Here is a 20,447-nt window from a genome sequence, read left to right on the forward strand (position 1 = left end):
AGGGAACCGTTTATTGTACTGACCGGCATGGTGTTGGCGCACCGTGCCGATTTTTTTATTGTTTCCGTAATCGCTGGAAGTTATCGGAATTCTATCCCCATAATAGCACTCATCTAGGATGTTGACAACATCCAGGTTCTTTTCCCCAGGGCTAGCTGTGCTTTTTGCATTCATCTACATGCAGTCCGAACTCGGTCATAAATCCAGAGCTGCCCAACGGCGTGACACGGACTGCTCTCCCGCCTGGCACTCGCTCGATCCAGCCAAGCTCAAAAAATCGGTGGGTGAGTGAAGCCCCGAGACTGCCTGCCAAGTGGTGCCGTCGCTCGCTCCAATCCAAACACGGACGAGCAAAGCGACGTCTGCTCTTCGGCTTGGCCACAAGTTCTACGCCGAGTGATTGCAGCTTGGTTTTTCCCGCTTCACTGAGCACGTAGTCTTGATCAGATACTTCCATTAACTGCATTTCCAGCATTCTCTGCGTCAGGGCAACGCCAACTTCTCCTGCGAGATGGTCGTAGCAGGTACGGGCATAGCGGATGGCTCGCAATTGGTCAGACTCGCGCAACGAACGAACCGGCTTAGGTGCAGCGATCGTCATTAATGATTCCAGGGCATGGGCGACATCAGGGCTGGCCAGGCGATAGTAGCGATGTCGACCGTGTGATTCGCTGACCAAAAGACCGCCTTCCACCAGCTTTGCCAAATGCGTGCTTGCCGTTTGGGGGGTGACTTTTGCGTTTCGTGCGAGTTCACTGGCGGGGAGTGCCTTGCCATTCATCAGGCTGATCAGGATGGAGACGCGGGATGGTTCTCCTATGAGGGACGCGACCTCTATAATATTTGGGCTGGTACTCATCAGACAGCGGACCTCCTCCATCATTTTTTATCCTCTATCAATGACTCTAGCAGAATCTTACAGCTAAAAAAACTAAAGATGCTCGCAAAAGTCTATTGTAAAATATATCCAAATACGAAATGGGGGAGAGCCACATGGAGACCAAGCAATGGCGAGTAGGAATTTTTTTGTTTGACGATGTGGAGGTGTTGGATTTTGCAGGGCCGTTTGAAGTATTCTCGGTGACATCTATGGAAAATGACAGCCATATACCTTTTCGTGTAGAAACGGTATCGGAAAAAGGGAACATGATTCAAACGCTGAATGGTCTGAAGGTTCAACCTGATTACAGCTTTGCCAATATGCCTGTTTTTGACATTCTCATCATTCCTGGCGGGGTAGGTGCGAGGGAGCGAGAAGTGCATAATGAGCAAGTGATTAAATGGATTCGTGAGCAAATGCAGCAGGTGGAGCTGATGGCCTCTGTCTGCACAGGAGCCTTTTTACTTGCAAAAGCGGGCTTATTATCGGGCAAAAAGGCAACGACCCATTGGGCAAGTCTCGATCGAATGGAAAAGGAATTTCCAGAGGTCGTTGTGCAAAAAGGAGTAAAATTCGTGGATGAAGGAAATATCGTCACCTCTGCTGGAATTTCAGCGGGGATCAATATGTCCTTTCACATCATCAAGCGATTAGTAGGTGCGGAAGTAGCAGAACAGACTGCGAAGACAATGGAGTATGATATTGTCCTCTAAAAGAAAGCGGCAGCCCATCTCTTTGGATACAATACAAAAGGATGGACTGCCTCTGTTTAACAGCTACACCATTTATTTCGCAGGAATGCTGTCACCTTGACGAGGATTCAATCCGTTCTCCCACTGCACGCGAATGGATTTGCTATGGAACAAATCTTTTCCGTCAGAGACCTGATAATGCAGATGAGGCTCGCTGGAATTGCCAGAGTTGCCGCATTGCCCAAGCAAATCCCCCTTCTCCACACGATCGCCAACCTTTACCTTAGCGGAGCCTTCCTTCAAATGGGCGAAGTAGCTGTATTCTCCATTGCCATGATCGAGGATGACGACGTTGCCAGCGGGCTGCTGTGCGTTCATCGCTCCGACAGGGACATTATCCTTGATATTATTGATGATATGCACGACGGTTCCTGCCTGCGGAGCGAGTATTTCTTGCCCGAATGCGAAGTAGCTCTCGTTTTTCGCAGGATCACCCTTGTAAGATAATCCGTCTTTGACCTGAATCAGATCGTATGCATAGCGTTGGCTATCCACCTCGTAGTGATAGTTCGAAAGGACATTCTGACCTCCCCAGAACACATACCACTCACCTGTAAACGGTGCGCTGTACGCCAGCTTTGTCAAAGCATTGTCGGTGTCAGGGTAGCTTTGCAGCGGCTTTAATAAAACACCCGTAATGATCCCTTTTTCATCCATCGAAAGGACAAGGCCTCGTTTGGCGTCCTGATCCACCCAGGTACCATAATAGCTGCCGTTTACAGACGTGTGGGAATGGTGATTCCACGACTTCAACCCCGAGCTGAAAGCCGTATACCCTTCTACAAACTGTGCTTTTGAAACCTGCTGTTTGAATGACGGGCTTGTTTGCTCATAGACCTCCTCTATTTTTCCGTTAAGGAGAGCTTGCACAATAGATTCCGCTTGAACCGTCATCGTCTTTGCACCTTCTTCTTTCTTTGTGGGGGATTCAGTGGTAGAGGGGATTGTGGTTGCTTCTGATTGCGCAGCACATCCTGTCAAAAGAATTGCTCCTACACCGAGTGAAATCCAAACTTTTTTCATGTCGCCACTCCTATCTTTTTCTTAGCGCTAGCTCCATTATAGAAAGCCACTCTTATCGGACATGAAACGCTGGCTTACAGGATGCTTAAATCTGTCGCGGCAAAATTATGATTCCGTTAAGGTTGTTGCGGACGCGCGCTGGCACTACGCATGATAAAATGGAGGATAACGCAAAGCGCAAAAGGAGCGAAGTGATCGTGAAAGATGCAGCTATCCTTCTCGTGGACGATGAGCAAGCCATTCTCCAATTGCTTGAAACCGTACTGCACAAAGAAGGATTTCACTCGATCGACAAGGTGAAAACGTCTGAGGAGGCGCTTTGTGCATGCGAACGAAAAAGCTATGACCTGATCGTCCTAGACGTAACGCTTCCAAACATGAGCGGCATAGAAGCCTGTCCATTCATCCGCCGTCTGACGGATGCGCCGATTCTATTCTTGAGTGCGAGAGATACCGATTTTGACAAGCTGACCGGATTTGCCGTTGGCGGGGATGATTACGTGACCAAGCCGTTTAATCCGATGGAGATCGTCGCACGGATTAAGGCATTGCTTCGCCGCACGCACAAACCGAACTCGGTTGTGCCGACAGCACCCGTTCAAGGGGTCTATGATTTTGGGCGTTTTCAAGTCTATGAAGCAGCAGGCGAGCTCTATGTGGAGGGGAAAGTCATTCCTTGTCCGTCCCTTGTTTTTCAACTGTTGCTATTTTTATGTAAAAATCCGAATCGGATATTTTCGAAAAGCGAGCTGTACGAACGAGTATGGGGCGTAAATAGCTTACGTGATGACAACACCATCATGGTACATATCCACCGGATTCGGGAGCGCATCGAGCCCGACCCAGCGCAGCCGGAGTTTTTGGTGAACGTCAGGGGACTCGGGTACAAAATGGTGAAAAAGGGCCTTCCTTATGAATATTAAGAGCAGAATTGCGCTCCATTTGGTCTTGTGGCTGGTGCTAGTTGGCCTGATTCTCTTTGTACTAGCCGGGTTTACGTTATATTGGACGCTTGAAGAAATGTCAAAAGTACAGTCCTCGCGTCAATTTGAGAGTGTCGGCTTGCAGAGGCTAATCCAGACCATTGAAGTAGAGGGAGAGGATGTCCATTTTGACCCGAAGCTGCTGGAGCAGGTGCGAGATAGCGGAGGGTGGCTTCAGCGGATTGATGAAAAGGGGTATGTCACTGACTCTTTTTTTACTCCGCCTGACGTACCCAGCTACTACGGTCCTGGCCAGTTAACGGCTTATTGGCTCCGAAAAAGCCCATTCCCGTATCAGCTATCATTATGGATACAGGAGAAAGACGGCGTAGTTTACACCTTGCTGTATGGCATGACGAACCGCGATGACGATTTCTTGCAACAGGTGATCGAGGAGGCAGACCATAAAAATAACGAGATCATGCTTCCTCCGAGTATCCAAAATCAATTGAAGAGTAAGGCGGGCTGGGTGCAGCTCCTTGATCCGAAGGGAACAGAGCTGGCTTCCTTCAATAAGCCTGCAAAAGCGATCAAGGACTTCTCGTTGGAAGAGCTGGCGCTCCGCTCGGTATACCCGGATCGCTACGGGGCAACAATCGTATCGCATTATGATCAAAATAGCGGTCAAACCTGGGTACTCAGTTATCCGTTGCCAGGAACGACTCCCGGGGAAGAACCGCTTTTGACACCGGAAAGTAAGGCCCTTTTTATCGGGATGGGCATGTTGCTCTTGTCGGCGATGTTCGTCTTCGGGATTGTGTCCTACTTGTTCGGACAGCGATTTGGGGCACCGATTGTTCACGTATTACGGTGGCTGACCTTACTGCGTGGAGGAAGGTACGAGGAGCCTGCCAATGCGGATGGTGTTCCGTTAAGCCAAGACAAGCGAGGGAAGAGAAAGCGCAAATACCGTCTCTACCAAGATGTAATCGATTCGATGGACTCCTTGTCGCAAACGCTTTACCGCAATGAAAAGCTTCGCCAGGAAACGGAGCAATTGCGAAATGAGTGGATCGCAGGCGTTTCCCATGATTTGAAAACGCCGCTGTCCTCTGTTAAAGGGTACGCGCATCTGTTAGGAAATGCCGAGTATACGTGGACGACAGAAGAGGTACATGCTTTCGCCAAAATTATTTTGGACAAGTCTGCGTATATGGAGGACTTGATCAACGATTTGGCGCTGACGTATCGATTGAGGAACGGACAAGGCGCCCCTACAGTCGAGCTCGTTGACTTGAATGTTTGCACAGCTGATGCCATTACGGAAGCAGCAAAACATCCGTTTTACCCGGAAGGCTGCATCCAGTTTACCCCCTCTGCCGAACCTGTTTACATGCTCCTCTACAAGCCTTGGTTTCAGCGTATCGTGGATAATCTGGTTGCCAATGCCTTGATTCACAATGAAAATGGTACGGTTGTGTCCATCAGCGTACAGGCAGTCGAGCCATCTACAGCTCTGCTCATTTTTAGTGACAACGGTAGCGGGATGGATGAAGAAACAGCAGATCGACTATTTGAGAGGTATTATCGCGGCACAGACACTGAGTCTCGGACGGAAGGCTCGGGCCTTGGGATGGTCATTACAAAAGCATTAGTGGAAGCGTTTGGTGGTTCAATTGAGGTGAGAACAACTGTCGGGCAGGGGACGACGATTTCGATTACATGGGAAGCGGAGCAACCGCCTCGGGTTTAAATAGGGTGATCGGGAGAGGAAAAGGCTGCGTTTGCGAGGTCAGTGTTGACCAGCAAAGGCAGCCTTTTTTCGTTTCAGAGATGCTATTACACCTTAAATTGTTGAATTGATTCATGCAGCTCGTCCGCCATTTTTGACAAGGAAGCAGCAGAGGACGAAATTTCCTCCATAGAGGCTAATTGCTGTTCAGCGGCAGCCGAAATGTTTTGTGTTCCGAAAGCCGTTGTCTCCGCAGTGGTGGCAATCGCTTCAATGGAATGGACAGCTTGCTCTGCTCCGGTTGTCATGTGGTGAGTGGCAGAGGTAACTTGCTGAATCTGGCGTGCTACTTCTGTTGTTCCAGACAAAATTTCCTGGAAGGCCTTGCTGGCTTCATGTACGACTTCGATTCCAGCCGAAACCTCAGATGTCGTCGTCTGCATCACGTATACGGCTTTGTTCGTATCGACCTGAATCGCGCTAATGAGGTCTTTAATTTGCTGGGTAGATTTTGCTGATTGCTCAGCCAAGATACGTACTTCATTGGCGACGACAGCAAATCCACGTCCATGCTCTCCAGCACGGGCAGCTTCGATCGCAGCGTTTAGCGCTAACAGGTTCGTTTGCTCGGCAATCGAGGTGATGACCTCGACAATATTGCTGATCTCTGAAGATCGGTGGCCAAGCATTTTGATTGATTCTGCCAGCTCTTGGACAGTCGTGTTGATGGAATTCATTTGAGCGATGGCACCGACAATCGCTTCATTGCCGTTTGAGACCAGCATGTTCGTTGTATCGACTGTCAGAGAGACTTGTTCGGAACTGGATGCAATTTGTTGCAGACTCGAGGACATGTCGTTGATCGTCTTGACTGTTCCATCGATCGTTTTGGACTGATCCTCTGCTCCGAGGGCGATCTCTTGCATCGTAACGGCAATTTGCTCGGTTGCCTTACTCGTCTGTTCTGCACTCGCCGTCAACTCCTCAGAGGTAGAAGCGACATGCAGAGAGCTAATGCGGACACGAGAGATGAGCTCGCGCAAATTCTCTGTCATATGGGTCACGTCATGGACTAATTGTCCGATTTCATCACGGTTTTTTACGACGATGTCTTTGCCGGACAGATCACCACCAGCAATTTCTTTCACACGCTCGGCAACTAGGGTAATAGGCTTGGAAATGAAACCGGAGGCATACCACGAGACGACGAATCCGACGATCAAGGAGATTCCCAGCACGATCATTAAATCAGACAGTACACTTTCGGCAGGGGCATTGAAGTCTTCCATGTAGCTGCTTGCGCTTACGATCCATCCCCAGTGAGGGTCTAGCTTGGAATAGGCGATTTTCGGATAGAGAACATCGGGCTCCGTTGGCTTCGACCACTGATAGTATGTAAAGCCGCCACCTTCCTGACCGCGCTTTATCATTTCTTGGGTAAAAAAGACACCGTCAGAATCTTTTGTATCCCACTGATTCTTCCCCTCAATGGAAGGAGAGGCCAGCATGACACCTTTCTCATCCAGAACAAACATGTATCCACTGGCACCGGAATCGACATTTTTGTTAATCGAGCGGGTTCCATCCGACTGCTTGGGGCCGAGGATGCGAATTTTTACTTGCTCTTGTGCATCTTCTTTGCTGATTTTTCCAGCTTCGACCTGTTTCTGGAGAACATCAATCATTTCAATCGTCAAGTTCACATTGTTTTTTAAGATGCGGCTGCCCAAGTCGTCCAAGCTGTAGCTCGCAGAATAATAGCCCTGAATTCCGATGTTAAGGCAAGGAAGCGCCAATAGCAGGAGACATAACAGGACGAGCTTAGTTCGTAGAGAGCTTGAACGGGAAAACTTGGCTGTTTTCATAAAGAACACCTCGTTGATCCATAGTATTTCATCTAGAAAAGAAAACACCAAGATGATTGCCCCTAGACTTACGTCAATTATCGACAATATGTAAACGTTTTTATAGAGGATTTTCAAAAAATCAACAAAAAATATTAGATTAGGAAACAATGCTTCTTACTTGAGCAGGATTCGAAAGCAGTATAGACCAACGGGAAATGGTATGATTAGGATGATAGAACGCTTACGGATGGAGGCTATCTCATGAAATTCATCGATAATCAAGGGATTACAGATCCGCGCATCAATTTGGCGATTGAGGAGTACGCCTTGAAGCATTTGCCCAATAGTGACGACTACTTGCTGTTTTATATCAATGAACCTTCTATTATTATTGGGAAAAATCAAAACACAATTGAGGAGATTAATGCGACTTATGTAGAGGAAAATCATATTCATGTCGTTCGCAGACTGTCTGGAGGTGGCGCTGTTTATCACGATCTGGGCAATCTCAACTTCAGCTTTATTACGAATGATGATGGCGAATCCTTTCACAATTTCCGCAAATTTACGGCTCCTGTGGTACAAGCCTTGAAAACATTAGGAGTAGAAGCAGAACTGACAGGACGAAATGACATACAGGTCGGAGAACGGAAAATTTCTGGCAACGCGCAGTATTCGACCAAAGGACGGATGTTCAGCCACGGCACGCTGCTTTTTGATTCGGAGATGGAAAACGTTGTGTCTGCGCTGAAGGTAAACGCAGAGAAGATCCAGTCCAAAGGGATCAAATCGATTCGCAGCCGTGTCGCCAACATCTCGGAGTTTTTGGAGACGAAGATGACCATTGAAGAGTTCCGTCAGGCGATTCTCCGTTCGATTTTTGGAGAAGGGGAGGTCGAAGAATACAAGCTGACTGAAAAGGATTGGGAGAACATTCACGAGCTTTCCCGTTCCCGTTACCAGACTTGGGAGTGGAACTACGGCAAGTCACCGAAAAGCAATTATCGTCAATCTAAACGCTTCGATATCGGCACGGTGGAGATCCAGCTTGATATTGAGAAAGGCAAAATTAAAGAAGCGAAGATATACGGAGATTTCTTTGGTGTACGTGATGTAGCAGAGCTTGAAGCAGTGCTGCGAGATACGCCGTACGATCGATCCTCGGTCAGTGAGCGACTCGCCGGCATCAATCTTCAGGAGTTTTTCGGGAAGCTGGATCAAGCGTCTTTTGTCGATCTGTTACTCGTCTAAAAAAAGAACGTCAAAAAACCTAACTTTTGTTAGGTTTTTTTCATTTTCTCCTCTGATAGCATTAGTTTGCATGATTTTGTCATACAAAAGAAAAAGAGGGGGTATTTACATATGGGCAAACAGCAGCCAAAAGCCAAAACAATCCTAACAGCGGTTGTATCCACGGGTTTTTTGCTTTCTTTTGTCGGCAATGCCTATGCAGCCGTTTCCTATCCGATTAAAGAAAGCCAGACAATCGGGCCAGCCAGCGCATCAGTAGCAGAAGAGCAAACGGATGAGCAAGTACGAGAGGCATCAGTGGAAGTAGTAGAAGAAGATAACCAGTCATGGGAGTCCTTGCTAGAGTCAGAGGGGCATACAGCGACAAATGGTTTTATAGCCTATCGATTGGAGAATGCTCCAGACAAGGCACCTGCTGCAAAGGATTTCCGTTTGACAGCCGCTATAGATGATCGAAATCCTACACGGATCAAAATCAAAAACTTTATTTGGCTAGAGGAAGAACAGCTAGTGTTGCTCAGTTTTTCACCGATTCGTGCCGCGAAAAAAGAACAGACGGTTTCCCTTCGCTTGCAGTATAACGGTGAAGAAGAGGAATTCGAACCATTCGTAATGGCCGAAAGAGGGACAAAAGCAGAGCGGATCGAGCTGGTAACGGTCGCAGAGGATGCCCGGCTATCTACCAAAGATCATACGGATAAATCGTTGACGCTGATCGCTGTTGCATTCGATGAAAATGACCGCATTGTTACTGGACGGGATCTGCTCTGGAGCTCTAGCAATAAACGAATTGCCTTCGTCAACATTGAGGGGAAGGTAACAGCCAAGAACGAAGGACTGGTAGAAATTACGGCAAAAATGGATGATGCAGAAGCTGTCTTTGAGGTAGCCGTAGATGGAGCCGAGCTGCCTGATTTGCCCGCGCTTTCTGTCAGCGAGACGGTGATAGAAGAATCAGGAGCAAATGATGGCAGCATCACAGCCAAACAGAGGCTCAAGCTGTCTAATGGCAAGTTCCTTGGTGAACTATCTGCCGATGATATCGAGGTACATAATTTGCCTGACGGGCTGGATATTGAGGTCAACCAAGAGAGCGACGACGAGCTCACCATTTTGTTTACGGGACAGGCTAGAAAGCATACAGTCGCGGACACTGTAAAAGAGATCAGCTTCACGATCGACAAGCGAAACATCAAGCGGGCACAGAAAGATGTCACGAGTGACAGTTTCTCCATCCGTTTCAAAGACCCCGTCATTGTGATTCCGCCCCCAATCGATCCTCCCCCGATTCCGGCTCTGCTAAAAGCGAAGAGAGCAGTCGAAGAGCTGTTTACGGATGGGAAGAAAGAGGAGCTACGGGCAGGAACGACCCAGAAACAGATCGATGATGCGAAGAAGCTAGTCGAGGGTCTGGACAATCGTGTATCGGAAAAGCCAGTTCTGCTCGCCGATATCGAGAAGGCACAAACGTTGCTGGATAACGGGAACAATTTGCTGGAGGAATCCCAAAAAGCCGTGCGAGACCTGTTCACCGATGAAAACCAGACAGCGCTAAAACCAGAAGTGACACAGAGCACGATCGATGCGGCGAAGGCAAAGGTAAATAAGCTAAAGGATGGTTCGGAGACAAAGGTATTACTGTTAGCGGACATCCAAAAAGCACAGGAGCTATTTGATCAAGGGAACAATCTGCTGGAGGAAGTGAAGCGAGCAGTCGAGGGTCTATATACGACGAATGATATGATCGAGCTGAGGCCCAAGGTCACTCAGGAAATGATCGATGCGGCCTCTTCCAAGGTCGAGCTTCTGAGTGAAAGTCCAGAAAAAACACACTGGATGTCGTATGTGGCAAAAGCACAAATGTTGTTCAACATTCCCCGCGTAGATCGTTTGCCAGATGCAAAGATCGAGCTGCCGATTGCTCCGACTCAGAACCGTCAAGTTACGATTGCCGACAAATGGGAGCCGGCAATGGACAAAAGGGCATTGAGCGAATATCTTGAGGTATCTGTAAAAAACCAGCCTCTCTCGTACAAATATGACAACCAGTTGGACCGTTTTGTGATCAACGAAAAGGAATACATCACCGTTGAGGTCGACGGGTCTTTACTGGAAATGAACCATGGAGATTATGGCGTGACGATTAAGGCCAAGCCAACGGTTACAGAAGATGATAACTCTTATGCGGTGTTCAAGCTGTATCGGGGCCAAGATTTGCTGGATACAGAGGAGATCGGTATCGGCTTTGATGCTACTAACCCACAATTGTCCCCAGACGTCACCGAAGAGGGAACAACCTATACATTGTCGGCGTCTGAACCGCTTCGTAATGACCCGAACCCCAATTTGCGGTTGTTATTCTCACCATCCGGGAATTTTGACGACATGAGAGAGGTAACAGGGTATGCCAGATTCCAGGTGTCAGGAAACACCATTCGCGTAACGTTTCAGGATACGTTCTACAACACGTTCGGGTCTCTCATTACGGAACAGAGCAAGGTTTCCTTTGGACCAGGCTTCATGAGGGATAAGGCCGGGAATCTTATACAAGGGACAGCAACAGCACCTGTAAAACCCAAGCAATGAGTAAGCCAAAGTCCATCGAGGAGGTACGAACATTGCAACTAGAGGAACTGACTGCTAGCACTGCACGGGCGTATAAATCGTTGGTGCACCCCAAGCACTTGGAGTGGCTGGACCAGATCAACAGCTCATCCATTTGGGGATTTGGGGCTTCTAACAACAATCAGCCTGCGGGCATCGTTTTGGGGCGATCCGCTGTAAGCGAAGGACAGGCCAAGATCATCGAGCTTGTGGTAGCAGAGGGGCATCAACGGCGGGGAATGGGCATGAAGCTGCTGTGGCACGCTGAGCAAAAAATGAGAGAGCAAGGCATCAGCGATGGACAGTTTGCAGGTTTCATCAAAGCACAAGATTTTTCATGGCTCTCCAAAATTGCGATCAGGGAAGGCTGGCAGTTGCCAAAGGTAAAAACCTATATGTACACACTCGGCTCGATGCGGCTGGGAGAGTGCCAGTGGGTAGAGAGGCTTGCGCTCCCCGAAGGTTTTACCCTTTTTCCCTGGAGAGACCTGACCCCAGCAGAGCGCCTGGAAATTGAGCAAGGTGAAGGGCAATGGTACACGTCGCTTTTGTCGCCATTTTTTGAAGAAGGAAAATTCGATCCTGATTACAGTACAGGCTTGCGTTATCAGGGAAAGGTCATCGGCTGGGTAATCGTGCAGCGAATGGCCAGTAATTTGCTTTTGTACAAAGCCATGCATGTTCAGAAAGAGTATCAGCAGAAAGCAAGGGGAATAGCCTTGCTGATGAAAACCATCGCGCAGGCACAGCCCACTTTTCCCTTTGGCATGTGCTTTGTCGAACAAGAGAACGAGGCGATGCTGCGGTTTATGGAAAAAAGGCTGGGGCCGACGATTTTGCAACGGAAGCTCTGGATTGAAACGAACAAGGTGCTGGCACGGCAATATGCAGATTACCTGTGCTAAAGTGGATGAAAGGTGACAAGGCTTCCTGTATTCGCAGGAAGCCTTGTCCATTTCGCCCGTATTATTTTTGCGAATTTTGTTCCTTGCCCTCATTTTCTACCGAAAAGCGGAACAGACTTTCTTGAAGCTGCTGAGCGGTAATACTGAGAGATTCAGCTGCTTGCGCAATTTCTTTCATCGCTGCCAGCTGTGATGTTACTGATTGTTTTACCTCTCGCGTATGTTCGGAAGCGGAGCGACTGATCGCGACGATCTCGTTCATGGAGGCAGCCACTTCCTCCGTACCCGCTGAGATTTCTTCCGTAGATGCAGAAACCTCTTCCGTCTGCGCGGTAATCTCTACGATATTTCGGTAGATGCCCCCAACCATTTCTCCTGCCTGCTCGATCAGATGCACGCCTTGCTCCACTTCTGCTACGCCTGATAAAAGGGTTGTAGCAGCTTTATCAGTCATGGACTGAATATCATGTATCATGCTGGTGATATCCCCAAGGGAGTTCGTTGTTTGTTCCGCCAGCTTTTTCACCTCGCTCGCCACAACAGAAAAACCTCTGCCGTGTTCACCCGCGCGAGCCGCTTCAATCGAGGCGTTTAATGAAAGCAATTGCGTTTGCATGGCTATCTCATTGATGACTGCCACAATTGTTCCGATTTGTTTGGTCATCTGTTCGAGCTTGTCCATGTCTTCTGAGGATTGACCTACTGTTTTGCGAATCCCGTGCATATGGGTGACAACCTGCTGCAACAAAAGATTCCCTTGCTCCGCGTTTGCCTGCGAGTCCTGGGTTAAGGCGGAGACCTCAGTTGCAGATGTAGCTACTCGTTGGACCCCTTCCGCCATTTCGTTCATCGCGAGCGCCGTCTGCTGCGCCCCTTCATGCTGAGAATCTGTCCCTTGCATGATACTTCTCATCGCCGCATCGATTCGGTTGCCCATCTGTGCGGCTTCTGCCGAGACTGCCGTCAATTGCTGTGAAGAGCCTGCAAGAATCGCAACCGTGTCATGCGCCTGCTGAATCGTAGTGCGGAACGAATCGATCATCGTATTCAGACTATCCGCAGCGACTCCCAGCTCATCACGGGAAGAATCACGCCATTTCACAGTCAAATTGCCTGTGGATAATACCTGAAGGACAGTAGTCAAGCTTAACAGTCGCTTGAGAAGACGGCGAGTTAAGATATAGACAACAAGTACAAGTCCAATGCCTGATAAAGCCATGCCCAACAGCAGGAGCGTGTTGTATTGCTCGAGTTCTGTCAGCGCTTCTTTTACGGTAATGGTTGCCCCAACGGACCACCCGGTTATGGGGATGGGAGAGTAGGCAACATATTTTTTCACACCATCGGTGTCGGCTTCCTCAACCCCGCTTTCGCCCTTAATCATTTTGGTGGCGATACGGCCACGATCCCCTTCCTGTTCTGTAAACTTGGCTTTCATCACCAATTCAGTCTGCGGATGATACAGGACCGTACTGTCGCTGGACAGCAGGAAGTTGTATCCCGACTCTCCCAGCTTATAGACGTTCATGATTTCCGGCAGCTTGTCCAGCAGCAGGTCAATTGCAACAAATCCAAGGACTTTTCCTCCGTCTTTAACAGGCAGAATGGCACTGATAACCAGCTTGCCAGTCATCGCATCCACATAAGGATCGGAAAACCATACATCGTCCTTTGCTCCAGCCTTTTCATGCCATGGACGTGTTTGGATATCCCAATCCGGTTTGGAAAGTGTCTTCCCGTTTCCCAACAAAAAGTTCCCTCGTTCATGGGCAATCCATACCAACGAAAGCATCGGGTCTGTGCCAGCTATCGCATCAAGAGAAACCATCACATCCTGATAACGCGCATCCGTATGAACGGTATTCCTGTCAAGGTCGGAACCAAGCAGCTTGAGAACCTGTTGATTGGTCGCCATTTGTCGTACCAGAACCGCTTTCTCCTCTAACAGAGCATCTATTTCTGCGACAAGACTTTTGCTGTTCGTCTGGAGACTTTTTTCAACATTGCTCAAAATTAACGCGCGTGTTTCTGAATAAATCCAGTAGCCCAACAAAGAAAAGGTAATGAGAATGACACATGTCAGAGATAAAATCATTTTAAATGAGATGGTGTTTCGCCATGCCATAAAATTCCTCCATTGTCTGCATCTCTGCGTTAATTTCTTAGATAGTTAATGGATACCCTGAATTTGTTTATGTCGAAACATGGCGAATTTAACCAATTGCCTAACAAAAGAATAAATGGATAGAGATCCAGGGTTAGCTGAATTTCTATCCATTTATTTTGTGGGACGCACGACAGTAGTTGTGACACCTTGAGAATCACGATGTAGAAGGAACTTTTCTTCCGCTCGGCTGTTGCTTGGTGACTGTACGGTATTGCAGCTGTTTTCTCTGGAAGTGGTTGTTCCCAATCAGGGCAAGGATCACGAGCAAGGTGCCGCACAATTCGTAACGGCTGATCTCATAACCTTGAAACGCCATCATGGCAAAGGTTGTGATCGGAACGAGGTTGATAAACAAAATGCCGTTGAGCGGAGTGAGCAGCTTAATGCCTGCATTCCAGCTCAAAAGTGCTACAAAGCCGGGTAAAAGAACCATGAACGCCATTTCGTATTTAATGGACATCACCGTTTCGACGGTAGGAACCGGAAGCCATTGAAAGAGTGAGGAAATCGTGACAATCACGAAATTCACTCCTGTTCCTAAGAGACACGTCAACGTGGAATAACGAAGCGTAGACCATGTGTTAAAACGCCCACCGCCGATCGAGTAGACAACCCAACCCACGACACCGATGAAAATGAAGAACAGCGGAATCAAATGCTCACTTGCTGTAGTAAAGAAGGTAAGATTGCCATTGGTAATAACAAGGACCGCGCCGACCAAAGCTACGAGAATCGTTGCCAAAGTATAGTACGGCGGCAGCTTTCTAGTGGTAATGGACAAAAGTACAATCGAGATCATCGGCATGAGCACTTCCATAATGGATGCTGCAATCGTGCCCGGCTCTCCCATCAAATCCTGCCCGAGAAATACTCCCATATTGTAGACGGTAAACGCCATTGTTCCAAAAAACAGCAGCGACTTCCCGCGCCCCTCCAAACGAAAAGCTGACAAGCCTTCTTTTGCCCAGAGCAAACCGCACAAAATGATCGTTACGAAAAAATAGCGAAGAAATGAGAAGTAAAATGGATCGATTTCTTGCAGTGCGATGTGCGCAACTGGAAACATCGCCCCCCATGACATACTGGCGACCATGCAGAAAATAGACCCCAAAAGAAGTTGCTTGTTCATTATGCGATTTCTCCCTTTTCATATGTGTCCAAAAAGACGCTTTTTTGGACTTTCTCTTAGATGTTGACTTACCACATCATACTGGATGGAAATATGTTAGTATAATGATTGATAATAACTTTATGTATCATTTTTAGTGATAGATGAAAGGAAGGGGAGAAACATGGAGATCAATGATTTGAAAATATTCCAGATGGTCGCCACATTGGGCAGCGTGAGCAAGACCGCAGCCGAGTTGAGCTACGTTCAGTCGAATGTGACGGCGCGAATCAAGCTGCTGGAAAAAGAGCTGGGGACACCTTTGTTTTATCGCAACAAGCGAGGCATGACCTTAAATACAGAAGGGAAGCGCCTGCTCGAATATTCGCGAGAGATCATCGCCAAATTCGAAGAAATGCAAAAGTACTTCCATCGAGCTTCCGAGCCTTCCGGGGTACTGGAGGTTGGAATGGTCGAGACGATCAATGCCCTTCCTAAGTTACTATCCTCGTATTGCAGCCAGTATCCGCATGTGGATATTTCACTTAAGGCGGGCGTGACAGAGCATTTGCTGCAAAAGGTACTGGATCTCGCGCTGGATGGAGCGTTCGTGAGTGGACCGATCAACCATCCTTTGATCGAGCAAGAGCAAGTGTTTCAAGAGGAGCTTGTGTTGGTAACGAAAAGCAGTTCCTTCACTGCCAGTGATATCACAGGGAAAGCTCTTTTGCTCTACAAAAAGGGGTGCGGGTATCGAGAACGGTTAGAGACTTGGATGAAGGTAGAGGGCTTGATTCCGAAAAAAGTGATGGAGTTCGGTACGTTTGAGACCATTATCGGGGGCGTAGCAGCGGGGATCGGCATTACTATTTTGCCGAAGTCGGCCGTACATCACTTGGTCGAGAGCGGAACGGTGCATATTCATCGCATCCCGGAGCCTTATCATGAGGTGACAACCGTTTTTATTCGCAGAAAAGATTCATTTGTAACGAATACGATGCAAGCGTTTCTGGACGAAATCCGTTTGCAGAAAACAAAAGCGTAGCTGCTGTAATTTACTCCTTCCATCGTTCAGAAAATTATGGTAAATTTTATTTAAGAACAAACGTTCTGTATATGACTATGCAGAAGAGGGAGGGAGCAGCTCGATCGATGGACAGGTATACCGAAATTGACGAAGTGATCGCTTATATACATCGGCATTTAGACGAGCCTTTGCCACTTTCCCGGTTGGCGAATCATGTTGCGTATAGTCAGTATCATTTTGCGCGGATTTTTAAAGAAAGAATCGGTCTCCCGCCTCTTTATTACGTATCGACCATGCGACTCCAACGGGCAAAGGATTTATTGCTACGCACGAACATGAGTGTTCGCGACATCGGTCTGGAAATTGGACAGCAGAGCCTGGGGACGTTCTCTACCCGTTTTACGGAGCGTGTCGGGGTATCGCCTAGCGAATTTCGAGAAACGGCCCAGCTAGCGGAAAACCGTCTCCGTTCCTTGCAGCAGTTGACCGAGTGGACGCGGTTACATCCTGCCCCCGAGCGACCGATGACCATTGCAGGGACAATCGATTCCACAGAGCCTTTTCAAGGCGTCATTTTAATTGGATTGTTTCCCAAGCCGATTCCAGAAGGTCTTCCTTTATACGGCACATTGCTGCCCTCGCTAGGTCGCTTTTGTTTTACCAATGTCAAGCCGGGCACGTATTACTTGATGGCGACATCTGTTGCCTGGGGCATGCAGGCGATGGATTTTCTCTTGCCGTACGAGACATTGCGCACACGTTCCAAGAAACCAATCATTGTCACATCAACTGCAATCGTCCCTCATCAGCAAGTTACTCTTCATGTGCCTCATCCGGACGACCCTCCTATCTTGATTTCTCTTTCTTTGCTCATGAATAGATTCATTCAGCGGCTTCCTCAATAAGAACAAGAATCCCTTATTTTATACTGGCGGTCTTACGAATCATTGGACTGCCTTTTTGGCATGGTCCGGTTAGAATGGAGCTTCTTGGGAAAGCATACTATCACAATAGTCGAACTTTTTTTCGTGAGCAGGATATTGGACGAAAAAGTGAAATGATAACTAGGCGCGACTATCATGCGCAAAAGAAAGGAAAGCAGGGAACGAGAATGTCAAAGCCTTACAAAAAAGTTTTTTGGGCAGCCGGTTTTGGCTGGATGTTCGATGCCATGGATGTTGCACTTTTATCTTTTATTATGGTGGCATTACGACAAGAATGGGGTTTGACGGGGGAAGAGGCCGGGCTCTTAGGGACGGGCAATCTCGTCGGCATGGCGATTGGGGCGATTGCAGGTGGCTATTTGGCTGACCGAATTGGCCGCAAGCCAGTGTTTTTGCTGACTTTGATCTTGTTTGGCTTGGCGAGTTTTGCGAGCGCTTTCGCGACTGGTTTTGCGACCATGCTGCTGTTCCGCTTCCTGATGGGACTTGGTTTGGGTGCCGAGCTGCCGGTAGCCTCGACGCTGGTAAACGAGTTTGCGCCACCGGAGAAGCGGGGAAGTACGGTTGTACTGCTGGAGAGCTTTTGGGCGGTCGGTTGGATCGCGGCAGCCGTCATATCGTATTTCATCATTCCGGACTATGGCTGGCGTGTGGCTGTCATGATCGGGGCGTTGCCCGTCGTGTACGCTTTGTTTGCCCGTCGAAGCATTCCTGAATCTCCTCAGTTTCAAAAGCAGGCCGAGAACATTCCTGTTGGAAAGCTGTTGACGTCCCATCGCACAGAGACAATTACGCTGTGGGTCGTCTGGTTTGCAATTGCTTTCTCGTACTACGGTATGTTTTTATGGATGCCATCTGTTTTGGTCGACAAAGGCTTTACGATGATCAAAAGCTTCCAGTATGTGCTGATCATGACGTTGGCCCAACTGCCAGGTTATTTCGCGGCAGCCTATCTCGTGGAGAAATGGGGACGAAAATGGACGCTGGCGACCTTCTTGTTCATGACTGGGGTGATGGCCTTCGCTTTTGGACAAAGCACTGGAACCATGGAGCTGTTGGTAACGGGAGCCTTCTTGTCCTTCTTCAATCTGGGGGCCTGGGGTGCTTTGTACGCGTACACGCCAGAAAATTATCCGACACCGCTGCGCGCTACCGGTTCTGGTATGGCATCTGGTGTCGGAAGAATCGGCAGTATTATCGCACCGTATCTCGTCGGTTACTACTCGTCGCATCATTACAGCTACACATTCATTTTTAGTGTATTTACCACGGTGTTGATTGTGGGAGCAATCGTCCTGCTCATCTACGGACGAGAAACAAAAGTCCTTGCTAATTCGGGGCCTCGTACAGGCCAAGTGTAGCACGCACCTGCTCTATAACCTCACGTTTCAGTTCATGTGGCTCCAATACTTGAATATGCGGGCCAAAGCTGAGCACCAGCGAGCATGCTGACGCAAGTGTGTGAAATTCAACCTCTGCTTCCATCCAGTCGTCTGTTGCGGCTTGGGTGGAAGCTATTTTTATATAACGCTCCTGTTTTACAGCAGGCAACGTCCCTTTTTTGACGAGCAACCGCGCAGGATAACGTGGGAGACTGGACTTGAAGTCCAAAGTGGATTGTTCCCAATAAGAAGCGAGGTCGAAATCACTTGGGCGGAGGAAGCTATCATCTAGGAGTTGTGCATCTAAAAGTCGTGAAATCCGGTACGTTCGCATGTCCTCGTCCACTTTGGCGACCAAATACCAAATACTTCGCTTGGCGACGAGTCCGAGCGGGCAAACAATGCGCTCTACGGCCACATCATCGCGCATGTAACGAATGAACAGCTTGCGGGAGAGCCAAACGGCATCTTGAACGATTGACAAGAACGGAAACGTCTCCGTCGATTCATGCCAGCCAGCCCCATCGATATGAAGGAGCTGGCGTACGTGGATGGCATCCTGCTGAACAGTTTTTGGCAGTGCGGACAGCAGCTTGAGAAAAGCAGCTTCATAATTTTCATGCAGTCCGAGATCATTCAACAAGGCAGCTGGGGAGGCTACGAGCAGTGATTGCAGCTCATTTATTTTCATTCCGGTCAAATTACTGCGATACCCTTCTGCCAAAGCCCAGCCCCCATCTGCACCGCGCAGCGCATAGACGGGAACACCTGACGCACTCAAAGCTTCCATATCACGATGAACGGTTCGCTCGGATACCTCCAGCCTTTCTGCTAATTGCTTGGATGTCATGCGACCGTGGTTTTGCAAGAGTAACAGGATCGTAAGGAGTCGATCTGCCCGCATAAAAAGCCCTCCTAGAAGAAAGTCACAACATTACTTTGATTGTATCGTAACGAATATGACAGCAGTTGTCATATTTACTTCGTTATTCTTGACGCATGAATCGAAAAGGAGGAATTACGAATGAAACCATTACAAGGCAAAGTAGCGGTGGTAGCAGGCGGCACAAGAGGAGCAGGACGGGGGATTGCAGTCAGTCTGGGAGAAGCAGGGGCGACGGTATATGTGACGGGACGCACGGTGCGTGGTCAACACTCTGATATGGTACGTCAGGAGACGATAGAAGAGACAGCAGAGCTCGTGACGGCAAGCGGCGGAAACGGGATCGCTGTGCGAGTCGATCATACGCAGGAAGAAGAGGTAAAAGCGTTCTTTGAGCGAGTAAAAGCAGAGCAAAATGGTCAGCTCGATCTATTAGTCAATGACATCTGGGGTGGAGATCCGTTGACTCACTGGGGGACGCCGTTCTGGGAGCAGCCATTGGCAGACGGCTTATTGATGCAAGAACGCGCCATTCGTACGCATATGATCACCAGTCACTATGCGGTTCCACTTATGGTGGCACAGAAAAAAGGGCTGATCATCGAGATTACAGACGGAATCGACTATCGGTACCGAGGCAATCTGTACTACAGCTTGGCAAAAATCTCGACGATTCACCTAGCTGTGTCGATGGCAGAGGACCTGCGTCCACACGGGGTTACCGCGTTGGCTTTAACACCGGGCTTCCTGCGCTCAGAAGCGATGCTCGATCATTTTGGCGTGACAGAAGAAACGTGGAGAGAGGCAGCGAAGCAAGATAAGCACTTCCTCATGTCGGAAACACCTACGTACATCGGTCGAGCGGTAGTTGCGCTGGCTTCGGACCCGGCTGTCTCAGAAAAAACAGGGAAAACGCTCAGTACATGGGGCTTGTCGGAGGAGTATCCTTTTACAGATAGAGACGGCAGTCGCCCGCATTGGGGAAATTACGCCGAGGAGCAAGGGTTTTACCGCTAGTT

Annotated in this window: 16 protein-coding genes; 10 read left to right on the top strand and 6 right to left on the bottom strand. The window is 48.6% G+C overall.

All coding sequences use genetic code 11. The features are described from left to right. Positions 1-151: 151 nt before the first annotated feature. The gene (locus C7R94_RS20060) at positions 152-859 is read right to left on the bottom strand and encodes an ArsR/SmtB family transcription factor (protein WP_106784027.1); all 708 of its coding nucleotides are present in this window, start codon (positions 857-859) and stop codon (positions 152-154) included. A gap of 134 nt (positions 860-993) precedes the next feature. Here C7R94_RS20060 and C7R94_RS20065 point away from each other — a divergent pair, with 134 nt between their 5' ends. Continuing rightward, positions 994-1,593, top strand: a complete 600-nt coding sequence (locus C7R94_RS20065; protein ID WP_106784030.1) for a DJ-1/PfpI family protein — start codon at positions 994-996, stop codon at positions 1,591-1,593. 72 nt (positions 1,594-1,665) lie between these two features. Here C7R94_RS20065 and C7R94_RS20070 read toward each other — a convergent pair whose 3' ends face one another. Then, positions 1,666-2,655, bottom strand: a complete 990-nt coding sequence (locus C7R94_RS20070) for a M23 family metallopeptidase (protein ID WP_106784032.1) — start codon at positions 2,653-2,655, stop codon at positions 1,666-1,668. A 197-nt stretch (positions 2,656-2,852) separates the two neighbouring features. Between C7R94_RS20070 and C7R94_RS20075 the strand changes: the two genes are divergently transcribed. Further along, the gene (locus C7R94_RS20075; protein WP_047074326.1) at positions 2,853-3,578 is read left to right on the top strand and encodes a response regulator transcription factor; all 726 of its coding nucleotides are present in this window, start codon (positions 2,853-2,855) and stop codon (positions 3,576-3,578) included. Further along, on the top strand, positions 3,568-5,331 hold the full coding sequence (locus C7R94_RS20080) for a sensor histidine kinase (RefSeq protein WP_106784035.1): 1,764 nt from the start codon (positions 3,568-3,570) through the stop codon (positions 5,329-5,331). The genes C7R94_RS20075 and C7R94_RS20080 overlap by 11 nt, the downstream gene beginning before the upstream one ends. 86 nt (positions 5,332-5,417) lie before the next feature. Here the strand turns inward: C7R94_RS20080 and C7R94_RS20085 are convergent, their stop codons facing one another. Then, positions 5,418-7,175: a methyl-accepting chemotaxis protein gene (locus C7R94_RS20085; RefSeq protein WP_106784151.1), complete on the bottom strand. Its 1,758-nt coding sequence runs from the start codon at positions 7,173-7,175 to the stop codon at positions 5,418-5,420. A 243-nt stretch (positions 7,176-7,418) separates the two neighbouring features. Here C7R94_RS20085 and lplA point away from each other — a divergent pair, with 243 nt between their 5' ends. The 3 genes from lplA to C7R94_RS20100 all read left to right on the top strand — a co-directional run bounded on the left by lplA (position 7,419) and on the right by C7R94_RS20100 (position 11,917). Next, positions 7,419-8,408 (top strand): lipoate--protein ligase, encoded by a 990-nt coding sequence (gene lplA, locus C7R94_RS20090; RefSeq protein WP_106784037.1) that lies wholly within the window; start codon positions 7,419-7,421, stop codon positions 8,406-8,408. 111 nt (positions 8,409-8,519) lie between these two features. After that, positions 8,520-10,994 carry a toxin Cry1Ac domain D-VI-related protein gene (locus C7R94_RS20095; protein ID WP_106784040.1) on the top strand — a complete coding sequence of 825 codons (2,475 nt, stop codon included), beginning with the start codon at positions 8,520-8,522 and terminating at the stop codon, positions 10,992-10,994. Positions 10,995-11,026: 32 nt separating this feature from the next. After that, positions 11,027-11,917, top strand: coding sequence for a GNAT family N-acetyltransferase (locus tag C7R94_RS20100; RefSeq protein ID WP_106784043.1), 891 nt, complete (start codon positions 11,027-11,029; stop codon positions 11,915-11,917). Between the two features lie 61 nt (positions 11,918-11,978). Here the strand turns inward: C7R94_RS20100 and C7R94_RS20105 are convergent, their stop codons facing one another. Next, positions 11,979-14,042, bottom strand: coding sequence for a methyl-accepting chemotaxis protein (locus C7R94_RS20105; RefSeq protein ID WP_106784046.1), 2,064 nt, complete (start codon positions 14,040-14,042; stop codon positions 11,979-11,981). Between the two features lie 196 nt (positions 14,043-14,238). Next, positions 14,239-15,213: a DMT family transporter gene (locus C7R94_RS20110; protein ID WP_106784048.1), complete on the bottom strand. Its 975-nt coding sequence runs from the start codon at positions 15,211-15,213 to the stop codon at positions 14,239-14,241. 163 nt (positions 15,214-15,376) lie between these two features. Here C7R94_RS20110 and C7R94_RS20115 point away from each other — a divergent pair, with 163 nt between their 5' ends. The 3 genes from C7R94_RS20115 (at position 15,377) to C7R94_RS20125 (ending at position 18,524) form a co-directional block, all read left to right on the top strand. Continuing rightward, entirely contained in the window at positions 15,377-16,237 is an 861-nt protein-coding gene (locus C7R94_RS20115; RefSeq protein WP_106784051.1) for a LysR family transcriptional regulator, read from the top strand. 107 nt (positions 16,238-16,344) lie between these two features. Continuing rightward, positions 16,345-17,124, top strand: a complete 780-nt coding sequence (locus tag C7R94_RS20120; protein WP_106784053.1) for a helix-turn-helix domain-containing protein — start codon at positions 16,345-16,347, stop codon at positions 17,122-17,124. 206 nt (positions 17,125-17,330) lie between these two features. Continuing rightward, a complete protein-coding gene (locus C7R94_RS20125) occupies positions 17,331-18,524 on the top strand; it encodes an MFS transporter (RefSeq protein WP_106784055.1) in 1,194 nt (397 codons plus the stop codon). Here the strand turns inward: C7R94_RS20125 and C7R94_RS20130 are convergent. Continuing rightward, positions 18,493-19,449, bottom strand: a complete 957-nt coding sequence (locus C7R94_RS20130; RefSeq protein ID WP_106784058.1) for a helix-turn-helix transcriptional regulator — start codon at positions 19,447-19,449, stop codon at positions 18,493-18,495. The two genes, C7R94_RS20125 and C7R94_RS20130, sit on opposite strands and share 32 nt — an antisense overlap. Positions 19,450-19,569: 120 nt before the next feature. Between C7R94_RS20130 and C7R94_RS20135 the strand changes: the two genes are divergently transcribed. Next, positions 19,570-20,445: an SDR family oxidoreductase gene (locus tag C7R94_RS20135; protein WP_106784060.1), complete on the top strand. Its 876-nt coding sequence runs from the start codon at positions 19,570-19,572 to the stop codon at positions 20,443-20,445. The last annotated feature ends 2 nt before the right edge of the window (positions 20,446-20,447 follow it).

The sequence above is a fragment of the Brevibacillus sp. NRRL NRS-603 genome, assembly GCF_003013445.1.
Taxonomy (GTDB): Bacteria; Bacillota; Bacilli; order Brevibacillales; family Brevibacillaceae; genus Brevibacillus; species Brevibacillus formosus.